Origin of the sequence: Streptomyces sp. NBC_00597, from assembly GCF_041431095.1 — a bacterium.
Classification (GTDB): Bacteria; Actinomycetota; Actinomycetes; order Streptomycetales; family Streptomycetaceae; genus Streptomyces.
The window spans coordinates 5,019,539-5,042,563 of sequence record NZ_CP107757.1; the positions used below are offsets into that span (position 1 = coordinate 5,019,539).

The following is a 23,025-nucleotide window of genomic DNA, read 5'->3' on the forward strand; positions in this document are numbered from 1 at the left end:
CGACATCGCAGGGGTCCGTTGTTCGGGTCGAGCGGTACGAGCTCCAGGGGGCAGCCTTACGTGCCGGTCTCGGTGCCCGCGGGTGGTGAAGGTCAGGCCGGGGTGATGTTCTCGGCCTGGGGGCCCTTCTGGCCCTGGGTAACGTCGAAGGTCACGACCTGGCCCTCCTGGAGCTCACGGAAGCCCGAGGAGTTGATGGCGGAGTAGTGGGCGAAGACGTCCGGGCCGCCGCCGTCCTGGGCGATGAAGCCGAAGCCCTTCTCCGCGTTGAACCACTTCACAGTTCCCGTAGCCATGTCTCTTGCCTTCCAGTCGATGAACGCCTCCCGCTCCATGCGGGAGGCGGAGGTGATCGCCCTGGTTCCTGCGGCACAGCACAGCAAAACGCCCACGCCGAACGCGTGGGCAAAGGGGAACTTCCGAACCACGACAGCTGACGCAGACGCTACACGCCCACGACGGGCTGTCACCAGAGGGCGCGAGCACGCGTCACGACCCCGACGTGCACGGGCGGTCGTGCCCGCCGAGACCGGCGGGCACGCCTGCCTCAGGCCACAGTCAGTGGACTGATCTCGACCGCTGCGCGGCGGTACTCGGTGTTGACGCGCTGCGCTTCCTCGAGCTGGTCTTCGAGGATGACGATCCGGCAGGCCGCCTCCACGGGGGTGCCGTGGTCGACGAGTTCGCGAGCGCGGGCGGCGATGCGCAGCTGGTGGCGGGAGTAGCGGCGGTGGCCGCCGGCGGAGCGGAGTGGGGTGATGAGGCGGGCTTCGCCGATGGCGCGGAGGAAGCCCTGGGTGGTGCCGAGCATGGCGGCGGCCCGGCCCATGGTGTAGGCGGGGTAATCGTCGTCGTCGAGACGGCCGAACGAGTCGTCTGCTGTCATCGCACCTCACTGCGAAACAGGTAGAGGAAAAGGGGTCGGAATACGAGGAGGGGCCCTGGTGCGTACAGCACCAGGGCCCCGAAGGAACTGCTACACCATCTGCCGGCCCTAGTCCTGCGCCGGCCTGCTGTTTCCGCCGACCCGTCCGAACGAGGACAGGCTGTGCGGGAATCGCGGTTGCTTGACCGGAGACCACCTCACTATCGATGTCCTGCGGTACCCGGGCTCAGACTTCCGCCCGAGCGATCCTGATGGCGCCTCAACTCCTCCGTTCTTCCCTCGGTGATCAACTGCTTACCAGCGGGAGAGACTGCAACTGCGGGTTACTGCGTTTACTGCGGTACTGCTGGTGGCCTGACCCAGCGCCACTCTCCGGCAGCCAGCCCCGTTGCCCATCGTGCGTCTGCTCTGGCTTAGAACCCCACTGCCGAACTTCCCGGTGCGCGCGTCCGCAGCCGACGCCTTCACCGAGGTGCTGCTCACTTACTTCACTGCTGGGTACTGCGAACTGCACTTACTTCACTGCCGGGTACTGCGAACTGCACTTACTTCGGGTACTGCCACTGCGTTAACTGCGGTACTTCTCTCGGCGGCCCCTGATCACTGCGGGCCCCCCGGTCCGGTCGTCAGTCCCGTCGCCGTCCTGCAACAACCCTGGCTTCGGAACTCCACCACCGCACCGTCCTGCGAACTGCAACTGCGGGTACTGCTGCCCGGCAGTTCGTCTCTGCCGGGCCTTGCTGTCTCTCTGGGCTACGAGAGAAACCATAGCCAGGCCACCGCCCAATGTCTATTCCAGCCACCATAGATTTTCATGCTCGCCGAGGAGAGCTAGACCTTCACGGTCGCCCCAGGATGCGCAGAGCGGACTGCACAGCAGGTCTGGGGCTCGGGAGGGGTGCAGCCGAGCGCGTGGGGTCCCCCGCGTCTCGTCGATTGGCGTCGGCGTCGGCTGCCCTCCGATCCCTTCCTGGAGACCTGAGTCGGGTTGGCGGGCAGTGGGGTGGGGCACAGGGATCAGGTAGGCAGGGGCCGGACGTGGACGATCCAGAGACCAGGGTGACCTGATGAACACGATGGCCGAGAGCGTTGCAACCGTGCTTTCCACGGCGGCTGTTGCAGAGGCACGCGATGCCGCGCGAGCCGTGCTCGACGGTCTCCGTCAGCCGGCGATGGCCGCAGAAGCCGCGGACACCGTGGTCTTGGTCGTGTCCGAGCTCGTCACGAACGCCGTGCGCCACGGCGGGGGCACCTGCACCTTGGAACTGACGGCCCACGAGGAGAGCATCGAGGTGGCCGTTCACGACTCCAGCCCGCACGCGCCGCGTATGCGCACCCCTGACCTGCACGGCGGTACCGGTGGATTCGGCTGGCCCATGGTCAACCGTCTTGCCCGAGCGACCGCGGTCACCCGTCGGGCCTGCGGCGGGAAGACGGTCAGTGCTCTTCTCGACCGATAGTGCTACCGGTCGAGAGGACAGGACGGCCGGCGCATAAAATCGGCTCTCATGTCGAAGCCTGACGAGCTGCTCGTTGACGTTGCCACCCTGGTGGAGTCCGGGCAGAGCAATCAGATGTCCCTGACCGTGGTCACCGGTGGCACTGTCATCACCGGTCGGCTGGCTCCCGAAGCCGTGTGGAGGCAGAGGGTGTCGGAGGTCCTGACGGACTCCGCCCGCCTGGGCGAGTTCGCCGCCATCTTCACCGCAACGCCACCCCGGGAGGGGCCGCCCACCCATCTGCACTTCCATGTGGCCCGCATCCTTCAGGGCACGGTGGGGATCCCGGAGACGGGTGGGATGTACCGCGTCTCGATCGCGGACGTCAGCGCCTGGACCGTCGGCGACTTCAGCTACTCCGACCACTGACCCGGCGTCGCGTAAGAAACCCCTGGGTACGCGGGAGGGCCCGACCGGCGTGTGCCGGTCGGGCCCTCCTCGCTGTTCGGGTGTCGGCTTGCTCCGGCCCTGTACGTCAGGCGGTCACCGGGATGCCGAGCATCGCGGAAGCCTGCTGGAGCGGGCTGAGGACGCGCGTGGGCACGGCGGCCCGGGGGAGGCCGCGGCAGGTGAACCCGAGCTGGTTCATGGCCCGGAGGACTTCGCCGGCACTGAAGTCACGGCGGTCCTGACGGGTGATGACCTGGCCGACCTGCTTGACGGGGTAGGTGCGGCGGCCGACGATCACGGACTCGCCGATGACCTGCTCGGGCTTGACGCCCTTCATCGACTCCAGGACACCGCTTTTGGTCAGGTCGAACGGAAACGGGCGATGACGCAGCGCATGGTGCCTCACAGGAAGTAGAAGGGGACGGTCGTGCTGCCGTGAGGCGGTTCAGCGGGCAAGGGCGAGGACGCCCAGAGCGCTGCCCTGCCCGTCGATGAAGGGCAGGGCAGCGAGCCGGCGGTAGCGCATCGCGTGCTCGGCTTCGGCCATCGCGGTCACGGGCGAGGTGACCGGCGCGCGGTCGCCGAGGACGTCGCGGAGACGGACCTGGTCCGTGTACGTGGCGCTGTTGTCCCGGATGGCGGCGAGCTGGGCGTGAGTGACCAGCCCGGTGCACAGGACGTCCTCGTCGCAGACGAGCAGATGACCCGCGCGGGCGCTGGCCAAGACGGCCAGAGCCACCTCGACCGTCATGTCGTCACAGACCTGTGGACCGGCCGCCTCCATCGCGTCGTCCACCGTCCGGTGCACCAGGTGGGCGTTCGTCGAGCGGGGCTGCATCTGGACCAGCGTCAAAACGTGCCTCCTGCAGAGATGGGGAGGGTCGGGCAGGTCTAGACAACGACGAAGGCCCAGGCCGCTGACCTGGGCCTTCTCTCAAGAGCGGATGACGGGAATCGAACCCGCGCTACAAGCTTGGGAATCGCCGATCTTCCTCGCCCCATCTGGCACGCGTCCGGCACGCACGATGTGGACCACAGGGGGTGTTTCAGCGGTTGGTCCCTTCGGAGATCTGCCGGGCCAGCTCGTCGACCACCTGCGGCACCATTGGGCGAGCCCCTTCCTCCTCCAGGGCAAGGACCAGGGCCTCTCGGACCGTTGCGTACGGCTGACCGGCGTGCGTCGCCGACGTACGGTCGATGCCTCGTTCCATCCTCTCTAGGAATGCTGACACCGCCGGCATGGCCTTGTCGTACTCGCTCGCCTCCGCAGTCATGGCCAGAGCCGATCACATGGGCAGGCCCCCGTCGACCACGCGAGAGCTAGACCTGCCAGCCTTGGCCGCACGCGCTTTCCCACTGTGTTGGTGGGATGTTGGGCTGCGTGCGGGGGCGTTCACCTGCGTTCATGTACGGCCCGTCATGGGAGCGGCTGCCCTCCTCGGTCTCGCCAGCATCCTCGCTGTTGACCGTCGTCGCGCAAACAGCCGACCAGCGGGACCCCTGCAGCGCCCTCCAGTTGCGACATATGGGTGACCGACGTTGACTGGAATTATCTTGATGACTAGCGAGAGTCGGATGTGATTTTCGCCGCCCACTCTTCAGCGCGTCGTCATCAACTCTCCCGTGCTGCGCTAGTCGTGCCTGCCACCAAGTGACAAGACCAGCTGGACGTGTCGTGCGAACACGGAATGCTCATGGTGGTACCCGCCATCGGAGGCTCGCAATGACACTCGTCGGTTCTGCCCGCAGCCCAATATCCCGGACCATGGCCCTGCTCATCACGGCCGCTTTGACGCTCTCCCTCGCGGTCACGTTCACGCTCACCTCAGCGAAACAGGCAGTCGCCTGCCTAAGCGCAAGTAAGCTTCCAGGCAAGTGGTATTCAAGCAATGACAGGCTGAGCCGCATTGACGTATGGGTTTCAGACAGCTGCGGCCTTTACATGAGGGCCTATTCCACGTGCGACTACGACGCGACGAAGGACTGTCCCTGGGACGGTGGCCGGTCGAAGAAACTGTCCCCCAGCAGGTACGTCGCGGACGCCCAGTACGCCAAGTACACATGGAACAACGCGAGCGAGCAGCTGCGCCTGGCCCGGGATTCGGCCCACTTGTCGGTTCAGGACATCATCAAATGGAACTCCGGCAAGGAAGAAAACTTCACCGTACGCATGAACAAGTGATCGCCGAAAGTGAGTCCGTGGAAGCAAACGACCGGCGAAGGGCCGGGGTCTCTCAGGGTTTTGGGGAGCAGGGCTGATGCGTTCTCAGGTGGCGAGATGAGGGTTCCGCTCCGGTGTGGTGCGCTGTGGTCGATGTGCCCGACTGAAAATGACCAACGCGACTCCTGATGATCACGGTACCCGAAACCAAAGATCATGGACAGGGGTCGCGTTCGCATGCCATTTTCCCTGGTCGACGCCCTCTCCGCTAGGGCGTCGACCCACCATGCCCGCTCGTTGAACTGCCCGGCTTGTGCGCCCTGGTCGACGTGCTGACCAGGTGCCCGACCCGCGCCGGGTCCGAAACCCGCCGCTACTCGCATCGGTTCCCTGCTCGCCCTGTGCCTGGTCGCCGTCGATCCCGGTGCGCGCCGGACAGTCCTCGGAGAAGGCGGCGATGATCTACCAGCACTCGAACCTTGAGCGTCAGCGGGAGGTCGCCGAGGGGATTGATGCCCGGGTGTGTGCCATGAGAGGGGAAGGGCCAGCGATTTCGCATCTGGCACGGATCTGGCACGGGAAAGGTAGAGAGGTCTAGGCAATACAAAAGCCCCGGGTCATTGACATGGGGCTTTGTCATGGAGCGGATGACGGGAATCGAACCCGCGCTATAAGCTTGGGAGTCTATGGCGCGTGGGGCGCCGATAGGGCGTCTGACCTGCGGAAACTGGCTGATCGAGAGGCTGTCGCGAAGGTCCGCCCGCACCCGTGTTGACCGCTGTTCACCGTTCCGAAGGGCACGGATGGGGCACGCGTCCGTTGCTTGCCGCTCTGGAGTGCGCTCCATGTCTGGCAGGCGGGTTGTGGCGAGGTGCGGTGCTTCGTCGTGGGGTGCACGTCGCGCACCGCAATCGGAGCGCCCGGTGAGTGGGCCGTGCAACTGAGGGCCCCGTTCTGCAAGGGAAGGGTGTGCGGCGCGTCGCCGCCCACCTGATTGCGTCTTGTCTCCGGGAAGCGTGAGGCTTGACGCAAGGAGGCCGGGGCGGGAGACGCGTGGCACGGCCGCTGACTCGACATGGCTCCCGTCGACGTGAGGGAACCCTCGGCGCGCGTCGATTCGGTACCCGGTGGCCCCGGGGTTCATCACCGTTGGCTGTTCCGATTACCGGACGAGGTCGTGCGCCACCAACGGTTTTGGCCATTACTCCGCCGATTGCAACCCGCACGCCGCCGGTTCCGGCGGTCCGAGGACACGCCGGACATCGTGCGATCGCTCAGCGTGTGTAAACCATTACATTAAGTGACGAATCTATCGGCGCCCTCGGGTGCGGAAAGCGGGAGAGATGATCGCGCGAAGAGAACTTCTCGCAGCCGGGGCCGCTGGTGGGGCAGCCCTGGTCCTTCCGGCGCCCAATGGGGCGGTGGCACTTCCGAACGGGACCGCAGTGGCCCCGGGGGCCGGGTCTGCCCGCACATTCCCAGTCCCCACCCTGGACCCAACGATCATTCCGAAATACGTCACCGATCTGGTGATCCCGCCGGTGATGCCGAAGGCTCGCCACCCGCAGCGGCACGGCATCGACACGTACGTCATCGGCGTCCGGCAGTTCAGCCAGCAGGTATTGCCGCCCACTCTGCCGTCCACCACCGTGTGGGGATACGGCTCGCGCGGGGACAAAACCACGTTCAACTACCCCTCGTTCACCATCGAGGCCAAGGCCGACCGGCCTGTCCGGGTCACCTGGGTGAACGATCTCGTCGACAGCCAGGGCGGATTCCTCCCGCACTTGCTGGCGGTCGATCCCACCCTGCACTGGGCGAATCCGCCGGGTGGCAAGGCCGGGCGCGATTCCCGGCCGACGTTCACGTCGACGCCCGGTCCGTACACCGGACCCGTGCCGATCGTCACTCACCTGCACGGTGGGCATTCCACCGAGGAAAACGACGGCTACACCGAGGCGTGGTACTTGCCGCGCGCGAACAACATTCCCGCTGGATTCGCCACCGAGGGCTCGTTCTACAACGAGTTCCGGGAGATGTTCGCCGAAGCGTACGACCTGAAGTGGGAGCCGGGTACGGCGACCTTCCAGTACGCCAACGACCAGCGGGCGTCGACCCTCTGGTTCCACGACCACACCCTGGGGATGACCCGGCTCAACGTCTATGCCGGACCTGCCGGGTTCTACCTGCTGCGCGGCGGCGAGTGCGACCTGCCCAAGGGCGTTCTGCCCGGACCGGCCCCCGCCTTCGGCGATCCGCCGGGCACCCGGTACCACGAGATCCCCCTGGCCATCCAGGACCGCTCGTTCAACTCGGACGGCTCGCTGTTCTACCCCACGACCCGGGAATTCTTCGACGGGTTCGCGGGTCCCTACGTTCCCACCACCGACGTACCTCCCATCTGGAACCCCGAATTCTTCGCCAACACGATGGTGGTCAACGGCCGGACATGGCCGAAGCTCGAGGTCGAACCGCGCCGCTACCGGCTGCGCTTCCTCAACGGATGCAATGCCCGGTTCCTGATCCTGAAGATCGCGGACAGTCCGACCGCCCGGCCGGCCAGGTCGGCCGTACCGTTCTGGCAGATCGGCAACGAAGGCGGATTCCTGCCCGAACCGGTGCGGCTGGAACGGCTGCTGCTGGCCAACGCGGAGCGGGCCGACGTGATCGTCGACTTCACCGGGATCGCGGAAGGCACCGAGCTGTACCTCATCAACGAGGGCGCGGACGAACCCTTCGGCCGGGGCGAACCAGGCGTGGACTTCCCCGTGGCGGATCCGGCCACCACCGGGCAGGTGATGAAATTCGTGGTCGGCCCGCTGGTGGGCGAAGATGCGAGCGTCCTGCCGGATCGGCTCCGGCTGCCCAGGATCAGGCCGCTCGGCTCGGCGAGCGTCACCCGACGGCTCTCCCTCAACGAGGTGAACTCCAGCAATCCCCTGGTTCCGCCGGACACGCCGGTCCAGGCCATGCTCGGGACGGTCGACTCCGCCGGCAATCCGGTGTTGCTCGGCTGGGCCGACCCGATCACGGAGAACCCGAGGCTGAACGCGACCGAAACATGGGAGCTGCACAACTTCACTGTGGACGCCCACCCGATCCACATCCACGAGGTGGCGTTCGAGGTGGTTGACCGGCAACCGTTCCACGGCTCACCCGTTCCGCCGGAGAGCTGGGAGCGTGGCTTCAAGGACACCGTGATCGCCTACCCGGGAGAAATCACCCGGGTGAAGGCCCGGTTCGACCACCCTGGTCGCTTCGTCTGGCACTGCCACATCGTCGAGCACGAGGACAACGAGATGATGCGGCCGTACCAAATCGGAGGCAGGCGCAAGAAGGACCGCTGACAGGTCAGCGACGGCGTGCGTGAAGAGGACTAGGCAGTGTCTGATGGCTCTTGCCTGGGGTGGTGGATCTGCTGCCGTTGCGGGCATGAGCCGGTCATGGTGCGTCGGCATGAACTGACGAATACTCAGTGGGAGCGCATAGCTCCGCTGCTGCCGGAGACTGGCGGGCCGGGTGGGCGGTGGGCCGATCACCGGACCGTGGTCAACGGAGTGCTCTACCGGACACGGACCGGCATTCCCTGGCGTGACCTGCCCGAACGCTACGGATCCTGGCAGACCGTCTACGAACGCCACCGCCGCTGGTCGGCCGACGGCACCTGGTCGAAGATCCTGCGAGCGTTGCAGGCCGGCGCCGATACCACCGCCCCGGACGCGGACGGCTCGTGGGCGGTCAACGCCGATTCCACCACCTGCCGGGCCCACCAGCATGCGGCCGGGGCCCGGCATTCTGCCCCGGCCGACCACCCCGAAAAAGGGGCGGCACACGTGTGGATCCAGAGGGCCGCGAGGCCCTGGGACGTTCCCGGGGCGGGCTGACGAGCAAGGTCCATCTGCTGGCGGATGACCGCTGCCGTCCCCTGGTCTGGCTGACCTCGCCCGGCCAGCGCGGGGACAGCCCGATGTTCATCCCGCTCATGAAGGCCTTGAACGTGGCTCGCACCGGGATCGGGCGTCTCCGCACCCGGCCGGACCGGGCCAGGGGCGACAAGGCGTACTCCAGTCGCGCCAACCGTGTCTACCTGCGCAAACGCGGGATCCTGGCAACGATCGCCCAGCCGGACGACCAGCGCGCGAACCGCCGCCGGCTCGGCCGGGACGGCGGCCGCCTCTCCTTGCGCAGGGCCGCCAGTTCCTCGCGCTCGGCGGTGGTGAGCACATCACCGCGCTCGCCGGCGTCGGCCTCAGCCTGCCGGATCCCGTTCCGCAGGGCCTCGTGGTGCACACCGAGATCCTCGGCCATACGGCGGATCACCGGCTTCGGCTCGGCAGTCCGGTACATCCGCACCGCACGCTCACGCAACTCCAGCGGGTACTTCCTCGGCGCAGGCATCGTCTGGGCTCCTCTCATACGACCCATCTGACCCCCTGTCACCCATCCCCGCATCTCGGGGGAACCTCATGCTCCGGCGAGGGCTGATCCCGGCGAGGCCGGCCTGGCGCATGAGCCGTTCGACGCGCTTGCGGCCGACGCGCGTGCCCTCGCGCTTGAGGACGGCGTGCACGCGGGGTGAGCCGTAGATCCCGCCGGACTCGTCGTGGACCTGACGGATCCTGCTGGTCAGCTCGGCGTCCCGACGGTGCCGTTCGCACGGCTCGGTCTCGGCCTGGCGCCAACGGTAGTAGGTGGTGGAGGGGATGTTCAGTTCCCGGAGTACGGGCTCGACCCCCAGGTGCGGGTGCTCGTCGACGAGCGCCGTCACCTGGGCCGGGTCGGGTCGAGCTGGGCCGCGAAAAAAGCCGAGGCCGTCCGCAGGACCTCGTTCGCCCGCTTGAGCTGGACATTCTCCTTCCGCAGGGCGGCCAGTTCCTCGCGCTCGGCGGTGGTGAGCAGGTCTCCTCGCTCGCCGGCGTCGGCCTCGGCCTGCCGGATCCAGTTACGCAGGGCCTCGTGGTGCACGCCGAGATCCTCGGCCATGCGGCGGATCACGGGCTTCGGCTCGGCGGTCCGATACATCCGTACCGCACGCTCACGCAACTCCAACGGGTACTTCCTCGGTGCGGGCATCGTCTGGGCTCCTCTCGCGAGACCCATCTGACCATCCGTCACTCATCCCCGCATCTCGGGGGAACCTCATCCTGCCACCTGCTGTGTGGCAGGCGACTCCGGCAGCTGCGCCACAGCTCCGGCACTCCCAGTCCAGAGCCTCCCGTAGTCCCTGTGCCTTGATCTCGGCGAGTACGTCTCCTTTCCGGTTCCACCAGGCGTCTTTCTCGGCCGCTCCACACGGCGGTCCCGATCCTTGGTCTTCGCAGAACACCCGCTGACGTTCGGTGTCGACAAGCGGACCCGACAAAGACTTGGCCGTGACGGCTGCTTTGGTCGCTTGTTCGTTCGCCTCCAGCTCTGCATCGAGGTCCTCTACACGCCCCCGTAGATGGTGCTCGAAGTCAGCGAGTGTTGCCTCGGGGTGCATGCCCGAGAACTCCAGGGTCTCCAAGTGCAGGACTTGCAGGATGCCAAGCCGCTGCCGCGCTTTGTGGTTGGTGAATTCGTTCATCACGTACTGATTGCCTCTCGTCGGCAGCGCGGTTGGTACGGCGTGGGCTCAGAGGTGTGGGGAGAACGTTGCTTCCAAGCGCTTGACTGCGTCTTCGTGAGCGCGAAGGTGCGGCTGCATCACCCACACGTCCTCGCGAAATGGCTCGAACCCCAAGGACTGCCAGCAGTGCTGGACAAGCGCCTTCTCTCGCGCCTCCCGTGCCTCGTCCTCCCGTTCGCCGATGGGGATGTCGATCGGGTATCGGTGTGTTGCCACGAGGGCTGCCCGACCGGCGACCCAGCGGAGCAGGTGGCTGATCAGCAGCCGCCCTACGCCACCCAGGCCGCGCCACGCCGGCGCGATCCGGGCCCGATCGATGATGACGACGTGGGTGCCGTTCACCAGGCACTCCGACAGCAGGTCCACCCCGGCAGGTGAGGCATCAGCCATGAGGTCACACGCTAGCCACGGGCGGCGTCGAGGGTGGGGCGTTTTCCGGTTTGAGTGGCGACCGCTTGCCTACTGCGCGGGATCCCATGTACGGATGCCCTTTTCGGTGGTGATGAGGCGAGCCGAAGGCGCGGGAGTGACCCAGGTCACTAGGTTGGGTCTCGTACTTCGGGCCGTTCCGGGCTCCAGGTGGTTCGCGGCTAGCCATCTGATCAGGGCATTCGCGGGACTTGGGGCATGCGGAGGGCACGGCAGGGGCTGAGAGGTCTAGACAGCGAAGAAGGCCCAGGTCGCTGACCTGGGCCTTCTCTCAAGAGCGGATGACGGGAATCGAACCCGCGCTATAAGCTTGGGAAGCTCATGTTCTACCATTAAACTACATCCGCACAGCGTTCCAGTTGCCTGGAGCGGTATCTTTGCACACTCTACCCCATGATCGACCCCCGGTGAATCGGCCGCGGGGTCGTCGTCGTGTGTGGGGTGCACCGACAGTCGTGGGGGCGGGAGTTGGGGCGTAACGTACCCGTGCGCGGTGGTGCTTCCCCGGTGTTGGAGTGGCGGCTGGAGCGCGTCGCGATCATCCCCTAATGTGGCGATTCGTCGCAGTACGGCAGGTTGGGGAAAGGGACTCGATGGAGAACACCGTCGTCCGTTGTGCCGAGGGGCACGTTTTCAGTACCGCTTCGTTCCCGCTGCAGCACCTCGGTGCCGGCCGGATCGGGCCCGGGCGGCTGTTGCGGTGCCCGCGGTGTGCGCGGCTGAGGCATGCCGTGCCGGTCGGGGCGGCCGTCAAGCGATAGGCGGCGAGGCGCGCGGGCCGCCCTCTCGATTGCGGGTGGTCCGTGCGCACTGCGTATCCTCGGGACGTGCTTCTCTCAGACAAAGACATCCGGGCCGAGATCGACAGCGGACGGGTTCGCATCGACCCGTTCGACGAGTCGATGGTGCAGCCCTCCAGCATCGATGTACGTCTCGACCGCTTTTTCCGGGTGTTCGAGAATCACCGCTACGCCCACATCGATCCGGCGGTCGAGCAGTCCGACCTGACCCGAATGGTCGAGCCGGAGGGTGATGAGGCCTTCATCCTGCACCCGGGCGAGTTCGTGCTCGCGTCGACCTACGAGGTCATCTCGCTGCCCGACGACATCGCCTCCAGACTGGAGGGGAAGTCCAGCCTGGGCCGCCTGGGGCTGGTGACGCATTCGACCGCCGGGTTCATCGACCCCGGGTTCTCGGGGCACGTCACGCTCGAACTGTCGAACCTCGCCACCCTCCCGATCAAGCTGTGGCCCGGGATGAAGATCGGGCAGCTGTGCATGTTCCGGCTCAGCTCGCCCGCAGAGTTCCCGTACGGGAGCGAGCGGTACGGATCGCGGTACCAGGGCCAGCGCGGCCCGACGGCCTCGCGCTCCTTCCAGAACTTCCACCGCACTCAGGTGAGGCACGAGGCATGAGTGAAGTACGAGAGAACCTGAACTACGAGGGCTTCGGCCGCGCCGTCCGCGAGCTGGCGCAGACCATCGCCGACGACGGCTACGAGCCCGACATCATCCTCAGCATCGCCCGCGGCGGTGTGTTCGTCGCCGGCGGCCTGGCGTACGCGCTCGACTGCAAGAACATCCACCTCGTGAACGTCGAGTTCTACACGGGCGTCGGGACCACGTTGGAGATGCCGGTCATGCTGGCCCCCGTGCCCGAGGCGATCGACTTCACGGACAAGAAGGTCCTCATCGCCGATGACGTGGCCGACACCGGCAAGACGCTGAAGCTCGTCCACGACTTCTGCCTGGGCCACGTCGCCGAGGTCCGCTCCGCCGTGATCTACGAGAAGTCCCACTCGCTCGTGAAGTGCGAGTACGTGTGGAAGAAGACCGACGAGTGGATCAATTTCCCGTGGTCGGTCGAGCCGCCCGTCGTGAAGCGTGAGGGCCAGGTCCTCGACGCCTGAGCCGGACCGTCTCCTCTGTCGCATGCCGAAAGGCCCCGGTGGTTTCCCACCGGGGCCCTTTCCGTTGCCTGCTGCGTGCCTACAGCGTGCCCAGCTTGATGATCGACAGCAGTGCGACCAGCTGGATCGCGGACGAGCCCAGTGCCTTCGGCCAGGGCAGGTCGTGCGACTTGCTGACGAGCGAGGTGAACAGTGCCCCGGCCGCCACCCACGTGGCCCACCCCAGCACCTGAACGAACATGTTGTCCCCGCCGAGGAACACGGCGAACACCAGGCGCGGCGCGTCCGTGATGGACATGACCAGCATCGACAGGCCCACGGTCGGCTGCCACGCGCCGTCGCCGCCCAGCTGGCGGGCCAGGGTGTGAGTGACGACGCCCAGGAGCAGACCGCAGACGACGAAGGCGACGCCCGCGCTGAGGACGATCGGGACGGCGTTGGCGAGGGTGGCCTTCATGACGTCCGCGCGGGCGTCGTCGAAGCCGAAGACCGCGAGCAGGCCGTACAGGAACGTCACGATCAGCGCCGGGCCCCAGACCGCGTAGTCGCGCATCTGGTGGAACGTCGGCCCGGGCCGCATCACGATGCCGCGGAGCAGCTCCTTCCACGGCAGCCGCGGACCCGTCGGTGCGGCCGCCGCGGCGCCCGCCTGGTACGTCGCGCCCTGGCCGTACGGGTCCTCGCCGTACGCGAAGACCTGGGTGTGCCCCGGGTTGTCGTTCGCGTACGAGCCACCGCCGCCGCCCCCGTGGCCGTACGGGGGCTGCTGCTGCGCCTGGGGAGGCGGCTGCTGCTGTCCGTACGGGTCGAAGTACTCGGGCTCGCCATGGCCTCCGGCGGCGGGCTGCTGAGGCCACTGCTGCTGAGGAGGGTAGGGCTGCTGACCGTACGGCGCCTGCGGCGGTTGCTGCTGACCGTACGGCTGCTGCCGCGGGGGTTGTTGGGGAGCGCGGTTGTTGTCCCTGCCGCGTCCGATCCTGAATCCAGCCACGTGATCGAACGTACCTGGTCCCGGGGGGCGTGGTGGGCGGGCCGCCGGAATAAGCACCGTTTGCGGCTGACCTGTGACATCCCCTAGGGGAACCCTGGGGGGTTGGCTCCATGTCCGGTTTATGAGGTTGTGGGGCGACTTTCGATGGTTCATTGCGTTGTCGGCGGAATGCGCAGATATCGGCTCCGTAGCTTCGAGTTCGTCGCCGTAGACCACGAGCACGAGCACGAGAGAGCGCCCCACATGCGTAGCACCCGCCGTACCACCCTTCGTACCGCCGCTGTCTTCGCCGACGACCCCGACCGGGCCGGAGGAGGCCGAGCCGGCGCGGGCCTTCGTGACCACCGTCAAGCTCGCGGACGGCTCGGTCGCCAAGGTGTACGAGGTCGGCGCCGACCGCTTCGAGGCCGACGTCTTCGCCGGGTCGACGAAGCTGGGCACGCTGGTCAGCAAGGGGGGCACCCCGGCGTACGGGCAGAACGGACGGGCTCCACGTCGTCCTCCGGCCGGACGGGACCGTGACGTCGTGGAGGTAGGGCGAGCCGAAGCCGAAGCCCGAGGTGAAGAAGGAGAGCTCGGTCCGGATCACCATGCCGGACGGACGGATCGCCAAGCTGATCGACGGCCCGAACGGCAAGCGCGTCGAGATCTCCGTCCCGAACGGCAACCCGCTCGGGACGGTCGATCCGGAGCATCCGCGCGAGCAGAACGACGGCTGGACGTACCGGCTCGTGCAGGACGGGAAGCGCGTGAAGTTCGTCGTCATCGACGGGACGGGCGGCAGGAGCAGCTGGGTGTACGGGTTCGACGGGAAGCTGATCGAGAAGTACACGGCGGAGAAGGCGGAGAAGACCGCCAAGGTCGAGAAGGTCGAGAAGGCAGGTGAGCCGGGGGAGCGCGTGGTGCCGAAGGGCGGCGTGAAGGCCGGGGCGGAGGGGGTCGGGGCGTCGACGGGTGATACGCCGATGCTGGTCGCCGCCAGCGGGGGGATGACGGCCGTGGGGGCGGCCGTGGGGGCGGCCGGGCTGGGCTTCGCGCTGCTGAAGCGGGGGCGGGCCGAGGGGTCCTGACGGGCGCCGCGGGTCCCTTCCCGGCGGCTGGGCGCGCCCCGGACCCCCGGAACGCCGGTACGGCCGGTCCCCCGAGCGGGGGACCGGCCGTACCGGCGTTGTTGCGTACGGACTACTTGGCGCCGGCGCTGCTGCCCTCGCCCGCAGCCTCCGCCGCCCCGGCGTCGGCTTCCGCCCCCGCGTTCGGCGCGGCCTTGGTCTCGTCCTGGGCCTTCGGCTCAGCCGTGTCCTTGGCCTCGGCGGCGGGCTTGGCGTCGGCGTCGGCTTCCGCCTCGGTCTTCGGCGCGGCCTCCGCCGTGTCCTGGGCCTTGGCTTCGGCGGCGGGCTTGGCGTCGGTGTCGGCTTCCGCCTCGACCTTCGGCGTGGCCTCAGCCGTGTCCTGAGCCTTGGCTTCGACAGCGGGCTCGGCCTCCGCGGCGGCTTCCGCCTCCGCCTCCGCCTCCGCCTTCGGCGCGGCCTCCGCCGTGTCCTCGGCCTCGGCTTCGACAGCGGGCTCGGCCTCCGCCTTGGCCTTGGCCTCGGCAGCGGCCGCAGCCTCCGCTTCGGCGTCTGCCTTGGCCTTGGCCTCCGCTTCGGCCTTCGCCTTGGCCTCTGCGTCCGCCTTCGCCTTGGCTTCGGCTTCCGCCTTCGCCGCGGCCTCGGCTTCCGCCGCCAGTTCTTCCTCCGTCGGGCCCGGGGTCTTGACCGACTCCAGCAGCAGCTGCGCCACGTCGACGACCTGGACGGATTCCTTCGCCTGGCCGTCGTTCTTCTTGCCGTTGACCGAGTCGGTCAGCATCACCAGGCAGAACGGGCAGGCGGTGGAGATGATGTCCGGGTTGAGGGACAGGGCCTCGTCCACGCGCTCGTTGTTGATGCGCTTGCCGATGCGCTCTTCCATCCACATCCGCGCGCCACCGGCGCCACAGCAGAAGCCCCGCTCCTTGTGGCGGTGCATCTCCTGCTGCCGCAGGCCCGGCACGGCGGACATGATTTCGCGCGGCGGCGTGTAGACCTTGTTGTGCCGGCCCAGGTAGCAGGGGTCGTGGTAGGTGATCAGCCCGTCGACCGGCGTCACCGGCAGCAGCCGGCCCTCGTCGATCAGGTGCTGGAGCAGCTGCGTGTGGTGGATGACCTCGTACTCGCCGCCCAGCTGCGGGTACTCGTTCGCGATGGTGTTGAAGCAGTGCGGGCAGGTCGAGACGATCCGCTTCGCCGACTTCGGCTTCTTCGTCGAGGGGTCCTCGTCGTCCTCGCCGAAGGCCATGTTCAGCATGGCCACGTTCTCCTGGGCGAGCTGCTGGAACAGCGGCTCGTTGCCCAGGCGGCGCGGGGAGTCACCCGTGCACTTCTCGTCGCCGCCCATGATCGCGAACTTGACGCCCGCGATGTTGAGGAGTTCCGCGAAGGCCTTCGTCGTCTTCTTGGCCCGGTCCTCCAGGGCACCCGCGCAGCCGACCCAGTACAGGTAGTCGTACTCGGAGAGGTCCTCGGCGTCCTTGCCGACGATGGGGACCTCGAAGTCGACCTCCTTGGTCCACTCCACGCGCTGCTTCTTCGCGAGGCCCCAGGGGTTGCCCTTCTTCTCCAGGTTCTTGAGCATCGTGCCCGCCTCGGACGGGAACGCGGACTCGATCATCACCTGGTAGCGGCGCATGTCGACGATGTGGTCGATGTGCTCGATGTCGACCGGGCACTGCTCCACGCACGCACCGCAGGTGGTGCAGGACCACAGGACGTCCGGGTCGATGACGCCGTTCTCCTCGGCGGTGCCGATCAGCGGGCGCTCCGCCTCGGCCAGGGCGGCCGCCGGGACGTCCTTCAGCTGCTCGGCGGTCGCCTTCTCCTCGCCCTCCATGGTCTTGCCGCCGCCTGCGAGCAGGTACGGCGCCTTGGCGTGGGCGTGGTCGCGCAGCGACATGATCAGCAGCTTGGGGGACAGGGGCTTGCCCGTGTTCCAGGCGGGGCACTGCGACTGGCAGCGGCCGCACTCGGTGCAGGTGGAGAAGTCGAGGATGCCCTTCCAGGAGAACTGCTCGACCTGGGAGACGCCGAAGACGTCGTCCTCGCCCGGCTCCTCGAAGTCGATCTCCTTGCCGCCGCTCGTCATCGGCTGGAGCGCGCCCAGCGCGGTCGCACCGTCGGCGTTGCGCTTGAACCAGATGTTCGGGAAGCCGAGGAAGCGGTGCCAGGCGACACCCATGTTGGTGTTCAGCGAGACGACGATCATCCAGATCAGCGAGACGCCGATCTTGATCATCGCGGTGAAGTAGATGGCGTTCTGGAGGGTGTCGAGCGAGAGGTTCTGGAAGGCGAGCACCAGCGGGTACGAGGCGAAGTACGCCGGCTCGTACGAGTCCACGTGGTGGATCGCGCCCTCAAGGCCGCGCAGGGTGAGGATCGCGAGGCCGATGGTGAGGATGACGTACTCGACGAAGTACGCCTGCCAGGCCTTCGAGCCGGTGAAGCGCGACTTGCGGCCCGCCCGGGAGGGCAGCGACAGCAGTCGGATGGCGATCAGCACGGCGATGCCGAGGATCGTCATGATGCCGATGAACTCGATGTACAGCTCGAACGGCAGGAAGTCGCCGACGATCGGCAGCACCCAGTCGGCCTGGAAGAGCTGGCCGTACGCCTGCAACAGCGTCGGCGGCAGCGTCAGGAAGCCGATGGCGACGAACCAGTGCGCGAAGCCGACGATGCCCCAGCGGTTCATCCGGCTGTGGCCGAGGAACTCCCGGACCAGGGTGAGCGTTCGTGCCTTCGGACTGTCCGTACGGCTGCCTGCCGGTACGGGCTGTCCGAGCTTCACGAACCGGTAGATCTGCGCCACGGCTCGGGCGAGCAGCGCGACGCCGACCACGGTCAGGACCAGCGACACGATGATCGCGGCGAGTTGCATGGGAGGGCTCCTCGGGCGGGACTTACTAAGCGGTAACTTATTGAGTCAAGGCTTGAGGTTACCCATTCCCCGCGCCGCAATGTAGGTGAGCGAGCGGTGATCTGTGTCGCTCAGGCATGCCTGTGTCGACAGGCCGCCCGAGGGGTCTGAGCCAGGATCGCGAGATCCATCCCCAGCCAATGGCTCTCCACATAGTGCCGGTCCAGCAGGGCCATCTCCTCCCAGGGGAGGTCGGAGCGTGCGCTGACCTGCCACAAACCGGTCATTCCGGGCCGTACGAGGAGCCGGTCGGCCCGGTCCGTGCGCGCCTCCGGGCGCGGCCCGACCAGTGACATCTCGCCGCGCAGTACGTTCAGCAGCTGCGGCATCCCGTCCAGGGCGCACCGCTGCACGGTCGCCCCCAGTCGTCCCGCCGCGTCCGTGCGCAGCCGCCAGGTCCGGAACGGGCGTCCGGCCAGCCCGGCCGCCGGGTGCCGTACGAGGGCCCGCCCACCCTGGGTCGCGTACAGCAGGGCGGCGACGGTCAGCAGCGGCAGCGCGAACAGTCCGAGCAGCACGGTGGCCCCGAGGAGGTCGACCACCCGCTTCGCGGGCACGCCCGGTCGGCGCAGGTGTGCCGCCCGGGGCGGGCGTACCGCCCGGAGCAGGTGCAACGGCCGGATCGGGGGGAACGTGAGCGGCGGCAGCGGCATGGGGGCACCCTGCCCGCGCCTCCGGTGGTTTCCGCGGTGCCGCGCAGTGCGCCGGGCGAGCATCGCCCGCTCGGCCCCCGGGAGCGGTGCGTGAGCTTAAGTCCGGGATAAAAGTTGAGTCGACTCCACTCACCTCTGTTGACGTGTGCGGAGCCATGCGGCATGGTTGAGTCTGTTCCACTCAAGTCAGCTGGAGGAAATCAAAATGGCACGTGCGGTCGGCATCGACCTGGGCACCACTAACTCCGTCGTCAGCGTTCTCGAAGGCGGCGAGCCCACCGTCATCACCAACGCCGAGGGCGCCAGGACCACGCCGTCCGTCGTCGCCTTCGCCAAGAACGGCGAGGTCCTCGTCGGCGAGGTGGCCAAGCGCCAGGCGGTCACGAACGTGGACCGGACCATCCGCTCCGTCAAGCGCCACATGGGCACTGACTGGAAGATCAACCTGGATGGCAAGGACTTCAACCCGCAGCAGATGAGCGCCTTCATCCTGCAGAAGCTGAAGCGCGACGCCGAGGCCTACCTGGGTGAGAAGGTCACGGACGCGGTCATCACCGTCCCGGCCTACTTCAACGACTCCGAGCGTCAGGCGACGAAGGAGGCCGGCGAGATCGCGGGCCTGAACGTCCTGCGCATCGTCAACGAGCCGACCGCCGCGGCCCTGGCCTACGGCCTGGACAAGGACGACCAGACCATTCTCGTCTTCGACCTCGGTGGCGGCACGTTCGACGTGTCGCTCCTGGAGATCGGCGACGGCGTGGTCGAGGTCAAGGCCACCAACGGTGACAACCACCTCGGTGGTGACGACTGGGACCAGCGCGTCGTCGACTACCTGGTGAAGCAGTTCGCCAACGGCCACGGCGTCGACCTGTCCAAGGACAAGATGGCGCTCCAGCGTCTGCGCGAGGCCGCCGAGAAGGCGAAGATCGAGCTGTCCTCCTCCACGGAGACCACGATCAACCTGCCCTACATCACGGCTTCCGCCGAGGGCCCGCTGCACTTGGACGAGAAGCTCACGCGCGCCCAGTTCCAGCAGCTGACCGCGGACCTCCTGGACCGCTGCAAGACCCCGTTCCACAACGTCATCAAGGACGCCGGCATCCAGCTGTCCGAGATCGACCACGTGGTCCTGGTCGGCGGCTCCACCCGCATGCCGGCCGTCGCCGAGCTCGTCAAGGAGCTCACCGGTGGTCAGGACGCCAACAAGGGCGTCAACCCGGACGAGGTCGTCGCCATCGGCGCGACCCTCCAGGCCGGTGTCCTCAAGGGTGAGGTCAAGGACGTCCTGCTCCTCGACGTGACCCCGCTGTCCCTCGGCATCGAGACCAAGGGCGGCATCATGACCAAGCTCATCGAGCGCAACACCACGATCCCGACCAAGCGGTCCGAGATCTTCACGACGGCCGAGGACAACCAGCCGTCCGTGCAGATCCAGGTCTACCAGGGTGAGCGCGAGATCGCGGCGTACAACAAGAAGCTCGGCATGTTCGAGCTGACCGGCCTGCCGCCGGCCCCGCGTGGCGTCCCGCAGATCGAGGTCTCCTTCGACATCGACGCGAACGGCATCATGCACGTCACGGCCAAGGACCTTGGCACGGGCAAGGAGCAGAAGATGACCGTCACCGGCGGCTCCTCGCTCGGCAAGGACGAGGTCGACCGCATGCGCCAGGAGGCGGAGCAGTACGCGGACGAGGACCTGCGCCGCAAGGAGGCGGCCGAGTCCCGCAACCAGGGCGAGCAGCTCGTCTACCAGACGGAGAAGTTCGTCAAGGACAACGAGGACAAGGTCCCGGCCGAGGTCAAGACCGAGGTCGAGGCCGCCGTCGCCGAGCTGAAGGACAAGCTCAAGGGCGAGGACACCGCCGAGATCCGCACCGCGACTGAGAAGCTCGCCGCGGTCAGCCAGAAGCTCGGCCAGGCCATCTACGCCGACGCGCAGGCCGGCCAGGCGTCCGCCGGCGCCCCCGGCGCGGAGCAGGCCAAGGCCGACGACGACGTCGTCGACGCCGAGATCGTCGACGACGAGAAGCCGAAGGGCGGCGCTGCCTGATGTCGGAGGAGACCCCGGGTTTCGAGGAGAAGCCCGAAGTCCCCACCGGCGCCACGCCTGACGACGCCGCCGAGCCGAAGGCCGCAGCTTCCTCCGAGGAGGAGGCCGCGGCCCCGGCCGGGGACTCCGGAGCACCGTCCGCCCAGGAGACGGCTCTGCTGGCGCAGCTGGACCAGGCCCGCACCGCGCTCGGTGAGCGCACCGCGGACCTCCAGCGGCTCCAGGCGGAGTACCAGAACTACCGCCGCCGGGTGGAGCGGGACCGCATCGCCGTCAAGGAGATCGCGGTCGCGTCCCTCCTGACGGAGCTGCTCCCGACCCTGGACGACATCGGCCGGGCGCGGGACCATGGCGAGCTGGTCGGCGGCTTCAAGTCGGTGGCCGAATCGCTGGAGACCGCCGCGGCCAAGATGGGGCTGCAGCAGTTCGGCAAGGAGGGCGAGCCCTTCGACCCGACGATCCACGAGGCCCTGATGCACTCGTACGCGCCGGACGTCACCGAGACGACCTGCGTGGCGATCCTGCAGCCGGGGTACCGGATCGGCGAGCGTACGATCCGCCCCGCGCGGGTCGCGGTGGCCGAGCCCCAGCCGGGGGCGGCCCCCAAGTCCGAGTCCGCGGACGGCGAATCGCCTTCGGACAAGGACGCGGATGCCCCCGACAAGGGCTGACATCCGTACGGCAGGACACGCAGTGGCACGAGAGGAGGGACACCGGGGATGAGCACGAAGGACTTCGTCGAGAAGGACTACTACAAGGTCCTCGGTGTCCCGAAGGACGCTACCGAGGCCGAGATCAAGAAGGCGTACCGGAAGCTCGCGCGCGAGTTCCACCCGGACGCCAACAAGGGCGACGCCTCGGCCGAGGAGCGCTTCAAGGAGATCTCCGAGGCGAACGACATCCTCGGTGACGCCAAGAAGCGCAAGGAGTACGACGAGGCCCGCACCCTGTTCGGCAACGGGGGCTTCCGCCCCGGTCCGGGCGGGGGCGGCTCGTTCAACTTCGACCTGGGCGACCTGTTCGGCGGCACCCAGCCGGGTGCCGGTGGCGCGGGCGGCGGCTTCGGCGGCGGCGGCGGCCTGGGCGACGTCTTCGGCGGCCTGTTCAACCGCGGCGGCGCGGGCCCCGGGACCCGTACCCAGCCGCGCCGCGGCCAGGACATCGAGTCGGAGGTCACCCTCTCCTTCACGGAGGCGGTGGACGGGGCGACGGTCCCGCTCCGGATGTCCTCCCAGGCGCCCTGCAAGGCTTGTTCGGGCACCGGCGACAAGAACGGCACTCCGCGCGTGTGCCCGACCTGCGTCGGCACCGGCCAGGTGTCGCGGGGCAGCGGCGGCGGTTTCTCGCTGACCGACCCCTGCGCGGACTGCAAGGGCCGCGGCCTGATCGCGGAGACCCCCTGCGACGTCTGCAAGGGCAGCGGGCGGGCCAAGTCCTCCCGCACCATGCAGGTCCGCATCCCGCCGGGCGTCTCCGACAACCAGCGGATCCGGCTGCGCGGCAAAGGCGCTCCGGGCGAGCGCGGCGGTCCCGCGGGCGACCTGTACGTGGTCGTCCACGTGGACGGCCACCCGGTCTTCGGCCGAAAGGGCGACAACCTGACGGTCAGCGTTCCGGTGACGATCGCCGAGGCCGCCCTGGGAGCCGACATCAAGGTCCCGACCCTGAACGGTCCGCCGGTGACGCTGAAGCTGCCGCCGGGCACCCCCAGCGGGCGCACCATGCGGGCCCGCGGCAAGGGAGCGGTCCGTAAGGACGGCACCCGCGGAGACCTGCTGGTGACGGTGGAGGTCGCGGTTCCGGCCTCGCTGTCGGACAAGGCCCGCGAGGCACTGGAGATGTACCGCGACGCGACGGAGTCGGAGGACCCGCGCGCCGTGCTGTTCGAGTCCGCGAAGGGAGCATGACATGGACGGCCGCCGACGACAGCCCCGGTTCGGTAACGGGGCTTACGAGCTGACCGACGAGACCCCGGTCTACGTGATCTCGGTGGCCGCCCAGCTCTCGGGCCTGCATCCGCAGACCCTGCGCCAGTACGACCGCCTCGGCCTGGTCTCCCCGGACCGGACGGCCGGCCGCGGCCGGCGCTACTCGGCCCGCGACATCGAACTGCTCCGCACGGTGCAGGCGCTGTCCCAGGACGAGGGCATCAACCTGGCCGGCATCAAGCGGATCATCGAGCTGGAGAACCAGGTCACGGCGCTCCAGCAGCGCGTGGCCGAGCTCGCGGCGGCGGTGGACGGCGCGGCGGCCGTGCTCCAGCAGCGCGAAGCCCAGGTGCACGCCTCGTACCGGCGAGATCTGGTCAAGTACCAGCCGCCGGTGGCGGGCAACGCCCTGGTCGTGTGGCGTCCCGCGCCGAAGCGCCAGGGCGACTGACTCCGGCCGGCCCCGGCGGCCGGCACGCGAACGCGTAGGCCCCGCCCGGGATCCCCGGGCGGGGCCAGTGCGTTGTCCGG

22 protein-coding genes, 1 tRNA gene and 2 pseudogenes are annotated in these 23,025 nt (G+C 68.0%); 12 read left to right on the forward strand and 13 right to left on the reverse strand.

What is annotated here, in order from left to right:
* Positions 1 to 92: 92 nt before the first annotated feature.
* A complete protein-coding gene (locus OG974_RS22720) occupies positions 93 to 296 on the reverse strand; it encodes a cold-shock protein (protein WP_030303412.1) in 204 nt (67 codons plus the stop codon).
* Positions 297 to 547: 251 nt separating this feature from the next.
* Positions 548 to 886 carry a MerR family transcriptional regulator gene (locus OG974_RS22725; RefSeq protein ID WP_327284511.1) on the reverse strand — a complete coding sequence of 113 codons (339 nt, stop codon included), beginning with the start codon at positions 884 to 886 and terminating at the stop codon, positions 548 to 550.
* Between the two features lie 1,067 nt (positions 887 to 1,953).
* Between OG974_RS22725 and OG974_RS22730 the strand changes: the two genes are divergently transcribed.
* On the forward strand, positions 1,954 to 2,346 hold the full coding sequence (locus OG974_RS22730) for an ATP-binding protein (RefSeq protein WP_328763275.1): 393 nt from the start codon (positions 1,954 to 1,956) through the stop codon (positions 2,344 to 2,346).
* Between the two features lie 48 nt (positions 2,347 to 2,394).
* Entirely contained in the window at positions 2,395 to 2,754 is a 360-nt protein-coding gene (locus OG974_RS22735; protein ID WP_327280981.1) for a hypothetical protein, read from the forward strand.
* 106 nt (positions 2,755 to 2,860) lie between these two features.
* On the opposite strand, the pseudogene OG974_RS22740 reads toward OG974_RS22735, so the two are convergent.
* The 3 genes and pseudogenes from OG974_RS22740 to OG974_RS22750 form a co-directional block, all read right to left on the reverse strand.
* Positions 2,861 to 3,171, reverse strand: a pseudogene (locus OG974_RS22740) (SCO5918 family protein).
* A 49-nt stretch (positions 3,172 to 3,220) separates the two neighbouring features.
* Positions 3,221 to 3,628, reverse strand: coding sequence for a hypothetical protein (locus OG974_RS22745; protein ID WP_371644266.1), 408 nt, complete (start codon positions 3,626 to 3,628; stop codon positions 3,221 to 3,223).
* Between the two features lie 193 nt (positions 3,629 to 3,821).
* Complete coding sequence (locus OG974_RS22750) at positions 3,822 to 3,986, reverse strand: hypothetical protein (RefSeq protein ID WP_371644268.1); 165 nt, start codon at positions 3,984 to 3,986, stop codon at positions 3,822 to 3,824.
* Between the two features lie 554 nt (positions 3,987 to 4,540).
* Here OG974_RS22750 and OG974_RS22755 point away from each other — a divergent pair.
* The 3 genes and pseudogenes from OG974_RS22755 to OG974_RS22765 form a co-directional block, all read left to right on the forward strand.
* Positions 4,541 to 4,957, forward strand: coding sequence for a hypothetical protein (locus tag OG974_RS22755; RefSeq protein WP_371644270.1), 417 nt, complete (start codon positions 4,541 to 4,543; stop codon positions 4,955 to 4,957).
* A 1,523-nt stretch (positions 4,958 to 6,480) separates the two neighbouring features.
* Positions 6,481 to 8,283 (forward strand): multicopper oxidase, encoded by a 1,803-nt coding sequence (locus OG974_RS22760; RefSeq protein ID WP_327284516.1) that lies wholly within the window; start codon positions 6,481 to 6,483, stop codon positions 8,281 to 8,283.
* A 99-nt stretch (positions 8,284 to 8,382) separates the two neighbouring features.
* Positions 8,383 to 9,110: pseudogene (locus OG974_RS22765) on the forward strand (IS5 family transposase); the annotation flags it as partial.
* Here OG974_RS22765 and OG974_RS22770 read toward each other — a convergent pair.
* The 5 genes from OG974_RS22770 to OG974_RS22790 all read right to left on the reverse strand — a co-directional run bounded on the left by OG974_RS22770 (position 9,020) and on the right by OG974_RS22790 (position 11,320).
* Positions 9,020 to 9,388, reverse strand: a complete 369-nt coding sequence (locus tag OG974_RS22770; RefSeq protein ID WP_371646892.1) for a transposase — start codon at positions 9,386 to 9,388, stop codon at positions 9,020 to 9,022. The pseudogene OG974_RS22765 and the gene OG974_RS22770 overlap by 91 nt on opposite strands.
* Positions 9,297 to 9,704, reverse strand: coding sequence for an IS3 family transposase (locus tag OG974_RS22775; protein ID WP_328763277.1), 408 nt, complete (start codon positions 9,702 to 9,704; stop codon positions 9,297 to 9,299). The genes OG974_RS22770 and OG974_RS22775 overlap by 92 nt, the downstream gene beginning before the upstream one ends.
* A complete protein-coding gene (locus OG974_RS22780) occupies positions 9,701 to 10,009 on the reverse strand; it encodes a transposase (protein ID WP_327280916.1) in 309 nt (102 codons plus the stop codon). The genes OG974_RS22775 and OG974_RS22780 overlap by 4 nt, the downstream gene beginning before the upstream one ends.
* A gap of 541 nt (positions 10,010 to 10,550) precedes the next feature.
* On the reverse strand, positions 10,551 to 10,934 hold the full coding sequence (locus OG974_RS22785; protein WP_327284519.1) for a hypothetical protein: 384 nt from the start codon (positions 10,932 to 10,934) through the stop codon (positions 10,551 to 10,553).
* A 315-nt stretch (positions 10,935 to 11,249) separates the two neighbouring features.
* A tRNA-Gly gene (locus OG974_RS22790) sits at positions 11,250 to 11,320 on the reverse strand.
* Positions 11,321 to 11,800: 480 nt separating this feature from the next.
* Here OG974_RS22790 and dcd point away from each other — a divergent pair.
* Positions 11,801 to 12,388, forward strand: a complete 588-nt coding sequence (gene dcd / locus OG974_RS22795; RefSeq protein ID WP_327284520.1) for a dCTP deaminase — start codon at positions 11,801 to 11,803, stop codon at positions 12,386 to 12,388.
* Positions 12,385 to 12,882: a phosphoribosyltransferase gene (locus OG974_RS22800; protein WP_327284521.1), complete on the forward strand. Its 498-nt coding sequence runs from the start codon at positions 12,385 to 12,387 to the stop codon at positions 12,880 to 12,882. The genes dcd and OG974_RS22800 overlap by 4 nt, the downstream gene beginning before the upstream one ends.
* Positions 12,883 to 12,961: 79 nt before the next feature.
* On the opposite strand, the gene OG974_RS22805 is transcribed toward OG974_RS22800, so the two are convergent.
* On the reverse strand, positions 12,962 to 13,873 hold the full coding sequence (locus OG974_RS22805) for a Yip1 family protein (protein WP_371644274.1): 912 nt from the start codon (positions 13,871 to 13,873) through the stop codon (positions 12,962 to 12,964).
* A 560-nt stretch (positions 13,874 to 14,433) separates the two neighbouring features.
* Here OG974_RS22805 and OG974_RS22810 point away from each other — a divergent pair.
* The gene (locus OG974_RS22810; RefSeq protein ID WP_327284523.1) at positions 14,434 to 14,943 is read left to right on the forward strand and encodes a hypothetical protein; all 510 of its coding nucleotides are present in this window, start codon (positions 14,434 to 14,436) and stop codon (positions 14,941 to 14,943) included.
* 112 nt (positions 14,944 to 15,055) lie between these two features.
* On the opposite strand, the gene OG974_RS22815 is transcribed toward OG974_RS22810, so the two are convergent.
* Both OG974_RS22815 and OG974_RS22820 read right to left on the reverse strand, forming a co-directional pair.
* Complete coding sequence (locus tag OG974_RS22815; protein WP_371644276.1) at positions 15,056 to 17,824, reverse strand: heterodisulfide reductase-related iron-sulfur binding cluster; 2,769 nt, start codon at positions 17,822 to 17,824, stop codon at positions 15,056 to 15,058.
* A 110-nt stretch (positions 17,825 to 17,934) separates the two neighbouring features.
* Complete coding sequence (locus tag OG974_RS22820; protein ID WP_371644278.1) at positions 17,935 to 18,516, reverse strand: sugar transferase; 582 nt, start codon at positions 18,514 to 18,516, stop codon at positions 17,935 to 17,937.
* 205 nt (positions 18,517 to 18,721) lie between these two features.
* Here OG974_RS22820 and dnaK point away from each other — a divergent pair, with 205 nt between their 5' ends.
* Genes dnaK through OG974_RS22840 form a run of 4 tightly spaced genes read left to right on the forward strand, consistent with a single transcriptional unit; the run spans position 18,722 to position 22,945 of the window.
* Positions 18,722 to 20,566: a molecular chaperone DnaK gene (gene dnaK / locus OG974_RS22825; protein ID WP_327284526.1), complete on the forward strand. Its 1,845-nt coding sequence runs from the start codon at positions 18,722 to 18,724 to the stop codon at positions 20,564 to 20,566.
* Positions 20,566 to 21,237: a nucleotide exchange factor GrpE gene (gene grpE, locus OG974_RS22830; RefSeq protein WP_327284527.1), complete on the forward strand. Its 672-nt coding sequence runs from the start codon at positions 20,566 to 20,568 to the stop codon at positions 21,235 to 21,237. The genes dnaK and grpE overlap by 1 nt, the downstream gene beginning before the upstream one ends.
* 48 nt (positions 21,238 to 21,285) lie before the next feature.
* Positions 21,286 to 22,473: a molecular chaperone DnaJ gene (dnaJ, locus tag OG974_RS22835; protein WP_327284528.1), complete on the forward strand. Its 1,188-nt coding sequence runs from the start codon at positions 21,286 to 21,288 to the stop codon at positions 22,471 to 22,473.
* Position 22,474: 1 nt separating this feature from the next.
* Positions 22,475 to 22,945, forward strand: a complete 471-nt coding sequence (locus OG974_RS22840; RefSeq protein ID WP_327284529.1) for a heat shock protein transcriptional repressor HspR — start codon at positions 22,475 to 22,477, stop codon at positions 22,943 to 22,945.
* Positions 22,946 to 23,025 lie beyond the last annotated feature (80 nt).

Coding starts and splice junctions, on each gene's coding strand:
- OG974_RS22760 (WP_327284516.1), top strand. CDS start 6,481: ATGCCGAAGGCTCGCCACCCGCAGCGGCACGGCATCGACACGTACGTC.
- OG974_RS22730 (WP_328763275.1), top strand. CDS start 1,954: ATGAACACGATGGCCGAGAGCGTTGCAACCGTGCTTTCCACGGCGGCT.
- dnaJ (WP_327284528.1), top strand. CDS start 21,286: ATGAGCACGAAGGACTTCGTCGAGAAGGACTACTACAAGGTCCTCGGT.
- OG974_RS22725 (WP_327284511.1), bottom strand. CDS start 886: ATGACAGCAGACGACTCGTTCGGCCGTCTCGACGACGACGATTACCCC.
- OG974_RS22840 (WP_327284529.1), top strand. CDS start 22,475: ATGGACGGCCGCCGACGACAGCCCCGGTTCGGTAACGGGGCTTACGAG.
- OG974_RS22820 (WP_371644278.1), bottom strand. CDS start 18,516: ATGCCGCTGCCGCCGCTCACGTTCCCCCCGATCCGGCCGTTGCACCTG.
- dnaK (WP_327284526.1), top strand. CDS start 18,722: ATGGCACGTGCGGTCGGCATCGACCTGGGCACCACTAACTCCGTCGTC.
- OG974_RS22735 (WP_327280981.1), top strand. CDS start 2,395: ATGTCGAAGCCTGACGAGCTGCTCGTTGACGTTGCCACCCTGGTGGAG.
- OG974_RS22800 (WP_327284521.1), top strand. CDS start 12,385: ATGAGTGAAGTACGAGAGAACCTGAACTACGAGGGCTTCGGCCGCGCC.
- OG974_RS22780 (WP_327280916.1), bottom strand. CDS start 10,009: ATGCCCGCACCGAGGAAGTACCCGTTGGAGTTGCGTGAGCGTGCGGTA.
- OG974_RS22720 (WP_030303412.1), bottom strand. CDS start 296: ATGGCTACGGGAACTGTGAAGTGGTTCAACGCGGAGAAGGGCTTCGGC.
- grpE (WP_327284527.1), top strand. CDS start 20,566: ATGTCGGAGGAGACCCCGGGTTTCGAGGAGAAGCCCGAAGTCCCCACC.
- OG974_RS22750 (WP_371644268.1), bottom strand. CDS start 3,986: ATGGAACGAGGCATCGACCGTACGTCGGCGACGCACGCCGGTCAGCCG.
- OG974_RS22755 (WP_371644270.1), top strand. CDS start 4,541: ATGGCCCTGCTCATCACGGCCGCTTTGACGCTCTCCCTCGCGGTCACG.
- OG974_RS22770 (WP_371646892.1), bottom strand. CDS start 9,388: ATGCGGGGATGGGTGACAGGGGGTCAGATGGGTCGTATGAGAGGAGCC.
- OG974_RS22785 (WP_327284519.1), bottom strand. CDS start 10,934: ATGGCTGATGCCTCACCTGCCGGGGTGGACCTGCTGTCGGAGTGCCTG.
- OG974_RS22815 (WP_371644276.1), bottom strand. CDS start 17,824: ATGCAACTCGCCGCGATCATCGTGTCGCTGGTCCTGACCGTGGTCGGC.